Raw genomic sequence first — 17,097 nt, 5'->3', positions numbered from 1 at the left:
ATTTTTCACTTTTCGTTTTTCACTTTTCACTTTTCGTTTTTCACTTTCGAAGAATCCGTCAGCGATAAAAATCTTTCTTTTTCAGTCGGATGACGTCTCCGAACGCCGCAAGACGCCGCATATCGATTTGGCGCGAGTTGCCGACGATGACGTAGACGAGCGTGCGCCCCTGCACATGCGATCGGTAAAAACGTACGATATCCTCCATACGCATGCGGCCGATATCGTCGAGCAGCGAGCGGTTCGGGTCTTCCGTGTACCCGTCGCGGCGATAGTCGGCGATTTTCGTCGAGATGTCGCGGAAGGCCGGGTACTCGTTGTTCGTGAAGTTAATGCCGGCACGAATCAGTGCCTCGATGCGTTCGGGACGTTCGGGCATCTCCTGTATCAGCGCGTTGAGCACGTTCAGGGCATCGATCGTCTTGTCGCATTGCGTAGAGAGGTAAGCCACGAAACGGGTCGGTTTATCGGAGAGGCAGTAAGGCGGCAGCCGGTAAGCCCCCGACGTATAGTACGCCAGCGAGCGGAACTCGCGGATTTCCTGAAACATGAGCGACGACATGCCTTCGCCGAAATAGCGCGAAAACAGGTTCGCTTCGTGCCTCTTCTTGAGCGTATCGAGGGGTTTCCCTGCCATATAGGCGTAGATGATGTTCTGAAACACGTCGGGCATGTGGTAGAAGAAAACGAGCGGCTTCTCGTACGTGACGAAATCGCGCCAGACGGGCGAGAGCGACGGGCGGATAATCTGCCCCAAAGGCAGCGAGCGGGCAATCTGCTCCCCTACCCTTTCGGCCTCCAGCGTCCCGCAATAGTGCATCGTACAGGCCACCTGCGTGGCGCGGTGAAAGAGGTCGACCAGCTCGCGCCCCCGGATACGCTTGATTTCCTTGAACGAGGGCTTGGTCAGGTATTGCGACTGGTCGCCGTACTGCACGTATTCGAACAGCGCTTCGGCCACTTCGTTGTTCGACTTGAAGAAGGCCTTTTCGGCCACCTTCGCATCGTCGACGAGCGTTTTCAGTTTCCGGTCGTCGGGAGATACATTGGCCAGAAAATCGCCGGCCACCTCCAGCGTCTCATCCAAAGCCTTGTCGAAGCCCGTAATTTTGAACGTCAAACTATGCTTGTCCGCATCCAGATCGAGCGTGCTGCCCAGCGTCTGCAACCGCGTACGCAAAGCCTCGAACGATTGCGATTTCGTGCCCAGCAGCGGGATATACCCGGCCAGCAGTTTGAGCCTCGGTTCTTCGACGAGCCCGATGCCGTACGAGAGTTTTAGCGTAAAAATATGGTTTACGCGGTTGGGCGTCACGTACAGCGTCGTGCGCGGCGTCAGCTGAAGCGTCTGCACATCCCGGTCGAAGTCCACGTAACGCGGCTGAACCTCCTGCACCGGAATCGCGTCCAACTGCTTGCTATATTCCGACGAGGCATCGGCATGACGCGGCACGATGGGTGCGAAATCGGGCTTGGCCAAATGCGTCTTGGTGTAACGCCCCGTCTTTTTCCGGACATAGAGATAATTATCGCCGAAGTAACGGTTGGCCACCTTCACCACGTCGTCTTTCGTCAGCGCCTCGGCGCGGTCTAACTCCTCCTGATAATCGGCCCATGTCTTACCCTGCGAAAACAAACGTACCAGCACCTGACTGCGCGAGTCGATGTCCTCCAATTCCGTCAGATGACGCCGCAGCTGTTCGCGTTTGAGGCTGTTGAACATCTCGTCCGTGAAATCGCCCTTCTTCACCCGCTCCAGCTCGCGCCAGATCATTTTCTCGGCCGATCGGCACGTGTGCGACAGCCTCGGCACTACCACGATCCCGATAAATCCGGCTTCGTTAAACGACTCCCCGCCTACCATCGCGCCCATCACCCGGCGGTCTACCATCAACTTGTCCAGATAACCCGTGCCGTTCGAATTATTGAGGATACCCACGGCCACATCGAGCGCCGTCTGGTCGGAGTGACTGGCCGGGACGCCGCGGAAACCGAGCGCCACCGCCTTGAGCAGCGGAAGCGGAATCTTCACCGTCGTCTTCTCCCGACCGCGGAACGGACGAATCTTTACCGACGATACCGGTTCGACGACGCCGCGCGGGATGCGCGAAAACGTTCGTTCCAAAACGGGAAGCACCCGTTCCGTATCGAAATCGCCGCTCAGAATCAGCCCCATGTTCGACGACACGTAATAAGCCTCGAAAAACTTGCGCATCTCCGACAGGCGCGGGTTCTTCAAGTTTTCCGCGCTCCCGATGATCGGATAGGCGTACGGGTGCGGACGGAAATAAATCTCCATCAACCGCTCGATAGCCTGGTTGAGAATCATGTCGTCGCGCCGGTTCTTCTCCTCGTAGACCGTCTCCAGCTCGCTCTGAAACATACGGAAGACGGGGTTCAGCAGGCGTTCGCTGTTCAGCTCCGCCCACTGCTCCATATATTGCGGCGAAAAAAGATTGTGATAAACCGTGTAATCGTACGACGTGCCCGCGTTCAGCTTCGAACCGCCATACTTCGTAATCAGTTTGTCGAACTCGTTAGGGATCACATATTCGGCCGCACGCACGCTCAGCTCGTTGATGGCCTGCTGGATGACGGTACGTGCCGCCGCGTCTTTCGTCCGCGCCAGCTCGTCATATTTCTCGGCAATGGCGTCGAGCAGCACCTTCTCGGCCGCGTAATCCATCGTCCCGATCTTGTCCGTCCCTTTGAACATCATGTGTTCGAAGTAATGGGCGATACCCGTATTGGGCGAATCTTTCGAACCGGCCTTGACGACTACGGCGCCGAAAACTTTCGGCTGACTGTGGTCTTCGTTCAACCAAACCGTCAAACCATTGTCCAGTATATGCTCATGCACTTCCGTCGATACCCGAACGGACGAAGTTTGTTTTATTTTCGGAACGTGAACTGTCATCGTATCCTTTCAACATTTTTCAGGTCGAAATGGTTCACATCTTCCGAGGTTCGTACCCCCTCCGCCGAACAGTCGTCACCGCCCCTTCGCGAACGAAAGGAGGCCTCCTTTTCAGCCCCATATACTTGCCTTATAAACGAATCATCACGTATCGACAACAAACGTTCAGAACTGAAAATAAATAAACGGAACGACCCCCGAACTTTTTACCTGTATCACTATGAAAATCGCCAGAATCAGGTACAACGCCTGAACCAGCATGGGCGATTCCGTGACTACGCGTTGCATTTTCAAATCGATGTGTTTGGGTACGAAATGAAGCAGATAGCCCGTAACGATCAGAACCGAAACGCCGGGATAACCGACAACGAACTGCGTGAACACCTCCGGATGAAAATCGGTGAAAATCCGCGTCAGCACATCCGTCCCGATTTGTACCGTATCGGCCCGGAAAAAGACCCAGCCCAGACATACCAGATGGAAGGTCAGAATCATACCGGCCAACCGGCGTACCGAAGACATCTGCTCGCCTTCCGGCTTGAAACTGCTGAAACGACTCATCACGAACTTGTGTCCGGCCAGCGCAACACCGTGCAGCGCCCCCCACAGGATGAAACGCATCGAAGCGCCGTGCCACAACCCTCCCAAGAGCATCGTCACAATCAGATTCACATAGGTGCGAAACTTCCCCTTGCGATTCCCGCCCATCGAGATATACAGGTAATCTTTCAACCAGCTCGATAACGAGATGTGCCAACGCCTCCAGAACTCGGTGATAGTCGCCGATTGATAAGGCGAATCGAAATTGACGTTGAAACGAATCCCCATCAGCAGCGCGATACCGATGGCCATATCGGAATAACCCGAAAAATCGCAATAAATCTGAAGCGCGTAGCCATAAACCCCGAACAGGTTTTCGAGACCGGTATAAAGCGTAGGCGCATCAAAAATACGGTCGACGAAATTGATGCTGATGTAGTCGGAAATCACGCATTTCTTGAACAGGCCGCAAATGATCAAGTAAAGTCCCTCGCCCAAATGCTCCTTCGACAGTCTCGGACTGCGAAACATCTGCGGGATGAAATCGCGCGCCCGCACAATCGGCCCGGCTACCAAACCCGGGAAGAAGGAAACGTAAAATAAATAATCGATCCACCGGTTCAATGGTTCCAGCCGGTTCCGGTACACATCGATCGTATAACTGAGCGACTGGAACGTAAAGAACGAGATGCCGACCGGCAGAAAAATATCCAAAGGACTGTACGTCATTTGCGACCACTCCGCGTTCCCAATCCATTGTCCGATGCTGCTCAGCAACATAACGCCCAAATCGTAAAGGAAATTGGTGTATTTGAAGTAGGCCAGCATCCCGATATTGATACATACGCTCAACGCCACCCACGCCTTGCGCAGTCCCTTGCGCGACGTTTGCGCAATCGCGCGGGCAATCAGGAAATCGGAAGTAGCCGTGAAAATGAGCAGGGCAAACCACACGCCGCTGCTTTTATAATAAAAGTAGAGGGAGAAAAGCGTAACGTAAACGATACGGGCCGTCGTAGCCTGTCGTAACGACCGGTATACCGCGAAGAAAACGATAAAAAGGAAAAAGAACAGCCCCGTACTGAAGAGCATCGGCGCGTCTGGCTGATAACGCAGCAGCTCGCCGAGCTTCTCCCACACAATTCCGGCATTCGCCCCCGACGATGAAACCTCTGAAATGGTTGCCAGAACGCTCATAGAGATTTCCGTTTCTGATACCCCAACTCACTCCGGACAAGCGCCTTGTAAAGCAGTTTGCCCTGTTCCTGATAACCGGCCACATTAAAATGAATCCGGTCATGCCCTAAATATTCCGAGGCCAGCCACTGCTCGCACGAGTTCGCCCCTCCGGTCATCCCGTACAAATCGAAGCAGGCGATTCCCTCCCGACGGGCATATTCTTTGATGGCGCGTGCCGCCAGATCGACATTCTCGTTCCGTTTGTAACTTCGCTTGCCACGTCGCACGCGCACTGAACGGAAACTCTCGGCCGGCGTACTCAACACCAGCGCGGTGAAAGGCAAGTGCGCCTTAACCAAACGCACAAAGCGGTCGACCTGCGACAAGAATTCGGACGTCGAGAAATTGGCGCCGAACGTTTCGTTCGTGCCCAGCGTAACAATCAGCAGCGACGGGTCAAGCAGCGATAGCTGCCGGATATACTCCTCATTCGTGTAGTTCACGAACATCGCGCCGTTCTGACCGATGGAATGGTACAAAATCCCCGGTTCGCCGTTCGTCAGCACAAAGCCGTAATAGCAGTTTCGGAGCGACGAGAGACGCGCCGGCGTCAACCGCCCTTGTGAGGCGGTGTAGAGTTGCAGCTCTCCCGACTTAGCCGGTAATTTAAAGGTATCGACCATCACCCCCGGCGAATAAGGCTCCTTCGCCCAAACGGCTTCCACCTGCTCGTTTTCTCCGACAGGGAGCATCGGCAGTGCATCTTCGTTGCGATAAAGAATCACCTGATCGAACTCGTAGCCCGCGCCGTTGTTCGGAGCAATGCTGATTGTAAAATCGACCGCCGGCCCATCGGCTTGGATGCCGATGCCTCCCGGTCCCCACGCACAATCCGACAAGCGGCGCGTACAACGCCCTACCGTCCACGACTTCACCTGCGACGAGGTGATAAAATAATCCGTCGGCTCGTTATCGCGAGCCAGCTTATACGGGGCAATCCAGCCTCGCCCGGCATTGCCGAAAGCGCCTTGCAGCAAACGCATCGCCTCACCGCTGTAAAAACCGGCCTGCACATGCGAATCGCCTAAATGAACGATCTGAATCGTCGTATCCTTTCCCGCCATCAACTGGTTCAGCTCTTCCAAAAAAGAATCGAGCGAACGGGCAGGGTCCGTAATCCGGCAAAGCGAATCGATGGCGAACGAAAGATTCGAACGCATGTCATCTTTCAGCGGAGCACGCGGCGTCCATACCTCCTCCGTCACTTCGGGCAGAGGAAGTGGCATCGGCTCGCTTTGCTCAGGCTCCGGCTTCATCCGGGCACTGATTAGCCCGACCGTCAGTGCGGCCATGAAGACGAACAGTCCGCCCCATTCAATATGTCTTTTTATCCATTTCATCATAAAATTTTTTTTCTAAAATCAGCGCATCGAACAACGAAGAGGCCACCTCGCGCCCTCCACGAAAACTCAGATGCGTATAATCTTTGCTGGCCCAGCGCTGTTGCACGTAACGCACCATGCTGCCTTCGCCTCCCATCGCCGAAAAGACGCTCCAAAAAGGGATGCGCGCCTCGGCCGCCGCTTCGCGCTGAGCGCGTAACAAAGCCCGTATCGAAGGCATCGTGCGGTAAGCACCTTCGCGGTAATGACTGCGGTCGGAAACACTCAACAGTAAAATATCCGACTCCGGGAAGCAACGCTGCACATGTTGGATCGCATCGACCATCCGCTTGCGGTACCAACTGTAATCTTTCGTTTTCTCGGTAGCCACATTCAACCCGTATTGCAGGACAATCAGATCATAAGGCCGCACATTCCGAAAAGCCATGCAGCTACGCTCGTCCAGCTCGCTCAAAATCATTCCCGAACTGCCACGCAACGAAAAATTGTCGACCACCACGCCGTTGTTGTCCTCCAATGCGATCCCGAGCGCACGAAGCCCTTTCGCCTTCTGAAACCGTAACTGGCCTTCCGTAAACGTGCCGTTCACCTCATATTGGATAATGGAATCGGTAACAGGCAAAGTGTCGAGAATCGTATCTTTCGAATGATTGCATATCCAGCGTATTTCCGACTGCGTGTTGCGCGAATAAATGAATTTGAGCGACGATACCGCCTCCAGACCGGGATAAGCATCGACCGTCTTGAACGATATCGAGGCGCTGCCTGACTCCGGATCGGCGTCGAACAGGAGTCCCGGAAGCACGTATTTATATTTGCGATCGTTGAGCATCGAACGGGTGAGCCAACCCTTCGACCGTTGATTAATCGTCGGGCGAAACTGCGCGACTTTCGAGGCGACCGGCACAAATCCTACGCCGCGTCCCCCGAAATGCTCCTGCATCTTGGCACGAAAATCGGCCACAACGATATCCCCCTCGATAAACGAATCGCCCAAAAAGGCGATACGTACGGGACGATTCAACGTCCGAGCCCGATTCAGTGCCCTGAAGAAATGATACAAGCCGGTATGCCCCGCCGAGTAATCCTCGATGCGGATGCGCGTCGTATCTTGAGGCATATTCGATGTAACGGCATGATAGGTTAAATTCCGCTGGGTAATCTGCTTGGAATTAAAACCCCGGATAGTTACCGTGTCCGAAAGCGACAGTGAATCGGTTTCCAATGTCCCGTAGATCGCCGTATCCGTCGAATCGGACAACTGCACCTCCTCCTTGACACGCAAATCGGACAGCATATCGACTTTCTTGATCGGAATACCGAACAGCTCATCCGGCAGCCAATATAATCCCAGACAGCATGCCATCGCTATTAACATGATAGCCAGCAGCCGACCGAAATAATTTCTCTCTGTTGCTCTCATTTTTATTAAAAAAACGCACAAAAGTACGTGAAAAATCGAAGGCGCCCAAACAAGGAGGCCGTCTATGGTTAACGCATCGAAATTTTGATTAATTTGATTACACTGTCCGGCTTCAGCCTCCGAAAGTAAACAACTTATAACAAGGCTATTCACACCACAATCATCGTCATAAACTTAGAGATATCCTCCCACAGTATTCATGTGCCGTTTTTTACATTTAACATTCATCTATCCAGAGCTGCGAGTAGAATTGCCTCCTGATACACGAAGCGACTGCCTTCTCTCCTCTTCTCGGATTCCATCGAAAAGAGTCTTTAGCGGCCTTATTAAAGTAACGAATCAGGTAGACTGATTCGTTCGGGACACGCCCACAGACTTTGCCGGATCAACGGCGTCGATCATGTATTGCACAAGCAGAGCAAAACCGCTATCTTTGCCGCTAATATTTTAAATTGAAAAACGTAATGAAAAAGACTTTGAAAATCGCGGGAGCGGCTGCCGTAACAGCTGCATTTTTCTTGTGCAGTCCGCAAGCGAAAGCCGCCGGCCTCGTCATGGAACGTGACAACACGGCCGTACTTGCAGCGGCCGACTATACCCAAACGAATCGCCCGCCCGTGTCCGAACGACTATTCTCGTCGAAAGCGATCGAGAAAGAGATTATCCGTATCAAAAAACTGCTGACTAACCCAAAGTTGGCGTGGATGTTCGAAAACTGTTTCCCGAACACGCTCGACACCACCGTCCATTACCGCGCCATCGACGGAGATGACGATACCTTCGTTTATACGGGCGACATTCACGCCATGTGGCTGCGCGACTCAGGCGCTCAGGTATGGCCTTATGTACAGTTCGCCAAAAAAGACGAGGAGCTGCGCCGAATGATCCGCGGAGTCATCCTGCGTCAGTTCAAATGTATCCTGCTCGATCCTTATGCCAACGCGTTCAACGACGGACCTGTCGGCGGCGAATGGCAGAAAGACCTGACAAAAATGATTCCCGAACTGCACGAACGCAAATGGGAGATCGACTCGCTCTGTTACCCGCTTCGCCTTGCTTACGAATACTGGAAAGTGACGGGTGATAAAAGCATCTTTACCAACGAACAATGGCTCGAAACGGTACGGAACATCTTGCGTACGTTTAAAGAACAACAACGCAAGAACGACCTTGGCCCGTATAAGTTCCAACGTATCACCGCCGTAGCGACGGACACCCAGCCGAACTACGGATGGGGCAACCCCGTAAAACCGGTCGGGCTGATTGCCTCCGCATTCCGTCCGTCGGACGATGCCACGATTCTGCAATTCCTCATCCCGTCAAACTTCTTCGCGGTAAGTTCTCTGCGTAAAGCGGCCGAGATACTGGACAAAGTAAACAAAAACAACGACTTGGCGAAAGAATGCACCGAACTGGCTTCGGAAGTAGAAACGGCTCTTAAACAATATGCCGTAAACGACCATCCGAAATACGGAAAAATCTACGCGTTCGAGGTGGACGGTTTCGGAAACCAATTGATGATGGATGATGCCAACGTGCCCAGCCTGCTGGCCATGGCCTACCTCGGCGATGTAGATATCAACGACCCGATTTATCAGAATACGCGTCGTTTCGTATGGAGCGAAGATAACCCGTACTTCTTCAAGGGAAAAGCCGGCGAAGGAATCGGCGGGCCGCATATCGGCTACGACATGGTTTGGCCGATGTCGATCATGATGAAAGCGTTTACCAGCCGCGACGATGCCGAAATCAAAACGTGCATCCGCATGCTGATGGATACGGACAATGAGATGGGTTTCATGCACGAGTCATTCCATAAAGATGACCCGTCGAACTTTACACGCGCATGGTTCGCCTGGCAAAATACACTGTTCGGAGAACTGATTCTCAAATTAGTAAAAGACGGAAAAACAGATTTGCTGAACAGCCTCTGATTGTCTTTCCCCAAATAAGCCGCACTAAAAAACGGCATACTTCAACGGGCAGCCTCGAAAAACGGACTTCGAGGCTGTCTCTTTTTTATGGCGGAATGTCACCCAAGGTCGGGACAGTCCATCAAAAAAGCGACAAAATGTCAGAAATTATGACAAGGTATCTCCTCATCATTTTTGGCACGTTATTTGCCGCTTATCAATCGACATATTTAACGCATGGATGATATTGAAGTAAAAAATAAAACAATTAATACAGAATAAAACTATGGGAAAAATTATTGGAATTGACTTAGGAACAACCAACTCGTGCGTCTCTGTCCTCGAGGGTAACGAGCCGGTGGTGATTACGAATAGCGAAGGCAAACGTACGACGCCTTCGATCGTCGCCTTTGTAGAAGGAGGCGAACGTAAAGTGGGTGATCCGGCCAAGCGCCAGGCCATTACGAACCCTCAGAAGACGGTCTTCTCGATCAAGCGTTTTATGGGTGAAACGTTCGATCAGGTGCAAAGAGAAATCAACCGTATCCCTTACAAGGTGGTGCGGGGCGATAACAATACGCCGCGTGTCGATATCGACGGACGCCTCTATACGCCGCAGGAAATTTCGGCGATGATTCTTCAGAAGATGAAAAAGACGGCCGAAGATTATCTCGGACAGGAAGTGACGGAAGCCGTGATCACGGTGCCGGCCTACTTCAACGACGCACAACGTCAGGCAACGAAAGAAGCCGGCGAAATCGCAGGGTTGAAAGTTCGCCGTATCGTTAACGAACCGACAGCCGCCTCGTTGGCTTATGGTCTCGACAAATCGAACAAAGACATGAAGATCGCGGTGTTCGACCTCGGTGGCGGTACGTTCGACATCTCTATCCTCGAGCTGGGCGGAGGCGTATTCGAAGTAAAATCGACGAACGGCGACACGCACCTCGGAGGAGATGATTTCGACCATGTGATCATCGACTGGCTGGCCGAAGAGTTTCTGAAGGACGAAAATATCGACCTGCGGAAAGACCCGATGGCTCTGCAACGGCTGAAAGAAGCGGCCGAAAAAGCGAAGATCGAATTGTCAAGCTCGACAAGCACGGAGATCAACTTGCCGTACATCATGCCGGTGGACGGAATTCCGAAGCACCTCGTACGTACGCTGACGCGTGCCAAATTCGAACAGCTGGCCGACACCCTGATTCAGGCATGCCTCGAGCCGTGTAAACGCGCATTGGCCGATGCCGGTCTGACCACCTCGGATATCAACGAAGTGATCCTTGTCGGCGGCTCGACCCGTATCCCGGCCGTACAACAGCTCGTTGAACAGTTCTTCGGCAAAGCTCCTTCCAAGGGAGTGAACCCGGACGAAGTCGTTGCAGTCGGCGCGGCCATCCAGGGCGGTGTCCTCTCCGGCGATGTCAAAGACGTCGTATTGCTCGACGTAACGCCGCTGTCACTCGGTATCGAGACCATGGGTAGCGTCATGACCCGCTTGATCGATGCGAACACGACGATTCCGACCAAAAAATCGGAGGTGTTTACGACGGCGGTCGACAACCAGCCTTCGGTCGAAATTCATGTATTGCAGGGCGAACGTTCCATGGCGAAGGATAATAAATCGATCGGACGCTTCCACCTTGACGGAATCCCACCCGCACCACGCGGCGTTCCGCAGATCGAAGTAACGTTCGACATCGATGCCAACGGAATCCTGAATGTATCGGCCAAGGACAAAGGAACGGGCAAGGTGCAGAGCATACGCATCGAAGCCTCAAGCGGTCTGAGCGAAGACGAGATCAAACGGATGAAAGACGAAGCGGCCGCCAATGCCGAAGCGGACAAGAAAGAACGTGAACGCATCGATAAGATCAATCAGGCGGACAGCATGATTTTCCAGACGGAAAAACAGCTGAAAGACCTCGGCGACAAACTGCCGGCCGACAAAAAGTCGCAGATCGAAGCAGCTCTGAGTAAGCTGAAAGAGGCGCATAAAGCGCAAGACCTCGCAGCGATTGATACCGCTACGGCCGAGCTGAACAACGTATTCCAGGCAGCCAGTCAGGACCTGTACAACGCACAAAATGCGCAGGCAGGTGGTCCGTCAGCCGGAAGCGCTCCCACCGGAGGCAATGAAGGAGGAGCTCCCGACGGTAACGTAACGGATGTGGATTTTGAGGAGGTCAAATAGTATGCTACCTCACATATCTAAAATGAGGGCATATTAGATAAGACAATAAACGTCTGACCTACGAAGACAAGAGGGTGTATCACAAAGTGATTTCACTCTCTTTTTTTGAATCATAAGGAAATGAGAAAAAATGCTCTTTCCCTTTTTATATGCTATTTGATTTCCTATCTTTGCGCTATCAAACGTAATAGCGATTAACTCCATGAATCGAACAAAAGAAATGCTTGAGGAAAAAAGCATCAAACACAAACAACAATTACCGAAAAACTCGGCAAGAATTTCAGCATGGCCAATGCCTATGTCTGCAATAGACGCCAACCAAGCCTTGAAACCCTCTTCCAGATTGCGGAGATATTGAGGGTGGATGCAGGAGAGCTAATTAATGCTAAATAGAAGTATGAAATTCGATTGATATGTGGACAGATAATATTACAGACAAAGATTTTTTAGGTTTCGATGTACATGCAAACCTGATAAAAGAACTCATAAAAGATGAGAAAATGCTACCTCTTACAATTGGTCTGTTTGGAGATTGGGGAAGTGGCAAATCAAGTATATTGGAAGTACTCAAGAAGGAAATAGAGAAAGAACCCAAAACAGCATGTCTCTACTTTAATGGATGGGTTTTTGAAGGATATGATGATGCAAAAGCCGCTTTGCTTGAAACGATATTAAAGGAATTTGAAGACGAAAAAAAGTTTGGTGCAGAAATAAAGGATGATATAAAAAAACTATTCAAATCTGTTAAGTGGATGCGAGTTGTCGGATTTGGAATAAAGAACATCGCCCTACCTGCTGCCGCTGCTTATATGACGGGAGGTCTAAGCCTTATTCCTCAACTGGCAAATGGCTTAAAAGATGCAGCAGAAACCCCTGATGAATTAGTAGCAAAAATAAAAGGACATGATACGGAAGGATTTCTAAAACAATTCGTGAAGGAATCTGAAAATACTGATAATTTTGATGTAGTACGTAAATTCCGAGATGATTTTGAAGAATTATTGAAAAAGTCTAAGATAGATAAACTTGTCATCATTATAGACGACCTCGATAGATGTCTGCCCGATAGAATTATTGATAATCTTGAAGCAATAAAATTATTTTTAAATGTAAAAAACACTGCATTTGTAATAGGAGCAGACCCAAGAATTGTTAGACATGCAATTGAATACAGATATAAGGATAAAATCATTGACACAAATGCCGAGAACACAAATGACAGGATTGTGAATGACTATCTTGAGAAATTAATTCAAATACCCTACAGTCTGCCTAAACTATCCGATTCTGAAGTGGAAACATATATTACACTGCTTTTTTGTGAAAATGACTTGGTGTCAGCAGATGACTTTAATAAAGTCTTGGAGGCATTTAAGAAATTCAAAGAGGAAGAAAGGTATTCTGTATTTGATTTTGCTAAGGTCAAAGATGCTGTAGGAGATGCAAGTAAAACAGAAAGATTGGAACAGAATGTTTCGCTAATTGCAAAGTTATCGCCTATTATTTCGGAAAGTTTATACGGAAATCCTCGGCAAATTAAACGCTTCCTAAATACGTTTATGCTAAGAAAGAAATTAGCTACAGTTGCTCATATAAAAGATTTCAGAGATGATATATTAGCCAAACTAATGATTTTGGAATACGCGGAGCCAAAACTTTTTGAAATATTATACAATTGGCAAATATCCAATCAAGGGATTGCTACTCAATTAGAAAAACTTGAAGAAATTTGCTGTAAGAAAAGCGATGTGCAATTAACTTTAACGGACGATTTAAAAGAATGGAACAAACCCAAAATTATTAATTGGATGGGTAGTGAACCATTGCTTTCTAAAATTGACCTTCGGGACTATTATTGGATTTCAAGAGATAAATTGTCATCCATGCAAAGTAACCTATTAGTTCCGCCAGTGGTTAAATCATTGATGGCAAAGTTAGAACCAGATGGTATGGCAGAAAAATTAACGACTGAAATCCTTAATAAAGGACTAAAGGTTTTGAACGAAAATTCTCAAAGCGCGTTCTTCAGTCTGTTGAAACAACGAATAATTACAGAACCTGATAAAAACAGGTATTACGACCTATTTAACATCGCATTAAGAGAGGGGTTTGATTGTAAATCTATTTATCTTGAAGCCCTTACAAGTGTAAGAAGGAAATTACCCCCTGCGGTAATTGAATCTCTAAAGCAGTTTACAGGGATCCATCCTGAATTCAACCAATTTGTGGGAAATAAACAAAAAGGAAAAATATAATGGGAACATCGAAATCTTATGAAGGGGCTAAAGGTAATCCTAATTGGTCGCAATTAAGCGGCAGTGTAACCAGAGCATGTGAAGCTGGATTTATTTCTAACAACAGTTTAAGTAACGTTACTTCTAATTTTGCAAAATTCTTAGGAGGCTCAAATTTTGGGGGGAGAGGAAAATCCAAAATCGGAGGTCGAGCGGGTATAAGAACAGCGCAAAAATTAGGAGGCTTTTTAAGCGATGTAAAAACTAAAGGATTCAGGTCTGCTTTATCTAGCATTGGCTTTGATGCAACCTACACCACTAAGCCAAACGAAGCTATAAATTATTTACTAGAGTATTGTGCTGGCGTTGCATCCTCGTTAGATGAAACTGCTGCTAAAGCAGCCGAAAGACAATTGCTTGAAGAAATAAGTAGTGAAGCGAAGAATTTCGAAGAATTAGCAAAGAGTTTTGAGGAAAAGATAGAGGAATATGGCATCGAGGAACTTTTGATAAAGTACTATGCTTATTACATTTATGAACATCTGTCTATTGATTTTTACGAGAAACTTATTGAAGAAAAAGGAAAAGCAGCAACATCAAACTTTTACACTCAGCTAAAAAAATTCCTTGTTGAGAGGGTGAAAAATGTTGCTCGGAAACGAGACCTTATTAAGGTCGATTGGGAAGGCAAAGAAGGTGATGGGTTAGTCAAGAATATTTTTGAAGATACACTTAAAGCATTTGAAAATTATGAAGGTTAACATTACTATTCCGCGGGCTGTTGTCAGAGGTGAATTTTCTAAAATAAAATTGGGATATGAAAATTCAGATAATAGAAATATTTCAGTTACACTGAATATTGACTATGTGAATCTATGCAAATTTACCAATCAAAAAGGAGGTCTTGCATTTGATATATTTTTGATTGGTTGTTATGTATATGGGATTGACATTTTATTGCCGAGAAAAGATTTTTCGACAAATGGTTGGTCGAGAGATATTGAAGTTGAGTTTCCCGTTGAATCCCCCGAAATATTTGAAAAAGGGAAAACAGAATTAGAACATTTACTTTCTTTTTTAACAGGAGATGAATGGAATATATCATTTACAAAAAGGAAAGTTACATCATTATATATGTTTAAACCTCGTGCAAAAGTATTTACAGACAGATATCGACAATCTTTTAATAAAGTAAGTTTGTTTTCAGGAGGATTAGATTCTTTGGTGGGAGTAATCGACCATTTGTCAAGTTCAAAAGATAAGATTGTTCTTGTGTCGCATTATGATGCTGCATTTAAAGGCGCAAAATCCGACCAAGATAAAATTCACAAAATCTTGTCGAGAAAATATTCTCATTATCATTTTATTCAAACGCGAGTGGATTTGTCAAATTCTGATGTAAATGGAAATGAAAGAGAGAATGAGCCATCTTTAAGAAGTCGTTCTTTTTTGTTTCTATGTCAAGCCATTTTTGTTGCCCATTCAATTGGTGATGGAACAGAGGTTTTAATCCCAGAGAATGGGACAATCTCTTTAAATCATCCTTTAACTCCTTCAAGACGGAGCAGTTGCAGTACAAGAACGGCGCATCCATACTATCTAGCGAAAGTTATTGATTTTATTTCCCAATTAGGGCTAAATCATCTTATAAGAAATGAATATGAAATGAAAACAAAAGGTGAAATGTTAGAAAATTGCCATGATAAAGACATGCTAATTGCTACATACCAACATTCTTGCTCTTGCGCTAAAAGAGGCCATAAGGTATATTGGGATGTAAGAACAGCACCCCAATGTGGAATTTGCATGCCATGTATATACAGAAGAGTTTCCTTGCATCAGATAGGACTGGATAATGAGATTGTAGGTACGAATCTTTTTAATCCCCAAAAGTATCCTTTGGAGAAGCTACCTGATATCCCTGCCTTTCTTGACTATATGAGAAATCCTCTCTCAATTGAGGATATTGAAAAGAACCTTTTGATAAATGGGACTTTACCGTTGAATAAAGTAGAACAGTACGCAAGTGTAGTTCTTAGAACTCGAAGTCAAATTTTAGATTGGATTCGGGATAAAGGAAGCATTGAAATTAAAAAGAAATTAGGTATCCAATGATAGATGTTCACTGCCATTTTGATATGGCAAAAAATCCCGAAAAATATATTTCGGAAAATGAGAAAAGGCAAATTATAACGATTGGAATGACAAACTTGCCAAGCCATTTTCAAATGGGTGTAAATCATGTAAGACAGTATAGGTATATTCGGCTTGCATTAGGATTACATCCATTGAGAGCAACAGAACATGAGAAAGAGTACTCGAAGTTCAAGCAATATCTTGATATGACATCATATATAGGAGAAGTCGGATTAGATTTCTCACGAGAAGGGTTTTCGACAAAGGAAATTCAGATTAAAAGTTTTGAATTTGTTCTTGATTGCATAAAATCAAAAAACAAGATTTTAAGTTTACACTCCCGACGAGCAGAAAAAGAGACATTGGAAATGCTTGTCAAGAATAGAATCAGAAATGCAATTTTTCACTGGTATTCAGGACCTATTAATCTCATAGAAAAAATTGTAGAGTACGGCTATTTCTTCTCCATTAATTCTGCGATGTTTTCATCTGAAAAAGGGAGAAGAATAATATCTAAAATTCCTAAGGAGTTGATACTGACAGAAACTGACTTTCCTTATATAGCAAAGGGGAGTTTAATAGATACATATTCTTATCTATCTGATATATGGGGAGATTCGAAGGATTCCGTAAAAAATATAATAAGGCAGAACTTTTCGCGCATCATCCGAAATATTGAATAATCACACACATTTCAATTAAAATATGGAGAGAGATTGTATCCAATAAATAAACGCATTAGACCACTCCGAAATAATAAACATTTGGGAAAGTGCAGTAAAAGCGACGTACAGTTTTGAGAAGCTTGAAGACTTTGAATTTTACAAACATCTTGGAGCTACAGATCTTTCTTCTACCGTGGATTTATACGTTTTACAATCGACTGAAAAGATAATCGGCTTTATTGGAGTTTCGGGTAAACATCTCAAGATACTTTTTGTTGACCCCAATTCAATAGGCAAGAGTCATAGAGCAACTCTTCTGAATTATGCCGTTGAATATTTGAGTGTCGAGACGTTGGACGTTCCCCAAAAACTGGGATGAGTAAAGATTACCCGATATTACATATGGAGATAACAGGAAAATTATGATAACGAAAAAGAAACTTCTGCAAATGCTTTCGGACACTGAGAGCTACAATATTGAGAGAACAGAATC

The 17,097-nt window shown here is 47.2% G+C and carries 10 protein-coding genes and 1 pseudogene; 7 read left to right on the top strand and 4 right to left on the bottom strand.

What is annotated here, in order from left to right:
• Nucleotides 1-58: 58 nt before the first annotated feature.
• The 4 genes from Q4A89_RS09830 to Q4A89_RS09815 all read right to left on the bottom strand — a co-directional run bounded on the left by Q4A89_RS09830 (nucleotide 59) and on the right by Q4A89_RS09815 (nucleotide 7,462).
• The gene (locus Q4A89_RS09830) at nucleotides 59-2,917 is read right to left on the bottom strand and encodes a pitrilysin family protein (RefSeq protein ID WP_303185227.1); all 2,859 of its coding nucleotides are present in this window, start codon (nucleotides 2,915-2,917) and stop codon (nucleotides 59-61) included.
• Between the two features lie 165 nt (nucleotides 2,918-3,082).
• Nucleotides 3,083-4,549: an MBOAT family protein gene (locus Q4A89_RS09825; protein WP_303185229.1), complete on the bottom strand. Its 1,467-nt coding sequence runs from the start codon at nucleotides 4,547-4,549 to the stop codon at nucleotides 3,083-3,085.
• A 101-nt stretch (nucleotides 4,550-4,650) separates the two neighbouring features.
• Nucleotides 4,651-6,039 carry a GDSL-type esterase/lipase family protein gene (locus Q4A89_RS09820; protein ID WP_303185226.1) on the bottom strand — a complete coding sequence of 463 codons (1,389 nt, stop codon included), beginning with the start codon at nucleotides 6,037-6,039 and terminating at the stop codon, nucleotides 4,651-4,653.
• Nucleotides 6,011-7,462 carry a hypothetical protein gene (locus Q4A89_RS09815; protein WP_303185225.1) on the bottom strand — a complete coding sequence of 484 codons (1,452 nt, stop codon included), beginning with the start codon at nucleotides 7,460-7,462 and terminating at the stop codon, nucleotides 6,011-6,013. The genes Q4A89_RS09820 and Q4A89_RS09815 overlap by 29 nt, the downstream gene beginning before the upstream one ends.
• Nucleotides 7,463-7,926: 464 nt before the next feature.
• Between Q4A89_RS09815 and Q4A89_RS09810 the strand changes: the two genes are divergently transcribed.
• The 7 genes and pseudogenes from Q4A89_RS09810 to Q4A89_RS09780 all read left to right on the top strand — a co-directional run bounded on the left by Q4A89_RS09810 (nucleotide 7,927) and on the right by Q4A89_RS09780 (nucleotide 16,622).
• Nucleotides 7,927-9,396: a glycoside hydrolase family 125 protein gene (locus Q4A89_RS09810; RefSeq protein WP_303185224.1), complete on the top strand. Its 1,470-nt coding sequence runs from the start codon at nucleotides 7,927-7,929 to the stop codon at nucleotides 9,394-9,396.
• 265 nt (nucleotides 9,397-9,661) lie between these two features.
• Entirely contained in the window at nucleotides 9,662-11,569 is a 1,908-nt protein-coding gene (dnaK, locus tag Q4A89_RS09805; protein ID WP_303185223.1) for a molecular chaperone DnaK, read from the top strand.
• 202 nt (nucleotides 11,570-11,771) lie between these two features.
• A pseudogene (locus Q4A89_RS09800) lies at nucleotides 11,772-11,962 on the top strand (helix-turn-helix domain-containing protein).
• Nucleotides 11,963-11,982: 20 nt separating this feature from the next.
• The gene (locus Q4A89_RS09795; RefSeq protein ID WP_303185222.1) at nucleotides 11,983-13,824 is read left to right on the top strand and encodes a P-loop NTPase fold protein; all 1,842 of its coding nucleotides are present in this window, start codon (nucleotides 11,983-11,985) and stop codon (nucleotides 13,822-13,824) included.
• Complete coding sequence (locus tag Q4A89_RS09790; protein WP_303185221.1) at nucleotides 13,824-14,564, top strand: hypothetical protein; 741 nt, start codon at nucleotides 13,824-13,826, stop codon at nucleotides 14,562-14,564. Before Q4A89_RS09795 ends, Q4A89_RS09790 begins: the two co-directional genes overlap by 1 nt.
• Complete coding sequence (gene qatC / locus Q4A89_RS09785; protein ID WP_303185219.1) at nucleotides 14,554-15,918, top strand: Qat anti-phage system QueC-like protein QatC; 1,365 nt, start codon at nucleotides 14,554-14,556, stop codon at nucleotides 15,916-15,918. The genes Q4A89_RS09790 and qatC overlap by 11 nt, the downstream gene beginning before the upstream one ends.
• Nucleotides 15,915-16,622, top strand: coding sequence for a TatD family hydrolase (locus tag Q4A89_RS09780; RefSeq protein WP_303185217.1), 708 nt, complete (start codon nucleotides 15,915-15,917; stop codon nucleotides 16,620-16,622). Before qatC ends, Q4A89_RS09780 begins: the two co-directional genes overlap by 4 nt.
• Nucleotides 16,623-17,097 lie beyond the last annotated feature (475 nt).

It is taken from the genome of Tannerella sp., assembly GCF_030528505.1.
Classification (GTDB): Bacteria; Bacteroidota; Bacteroidia; order Bacteroidales; family Tannerellaceae; genus Tannerella.
This window is presented reverse-complemented; position numbering and strand designations above follow the sequence as displayed.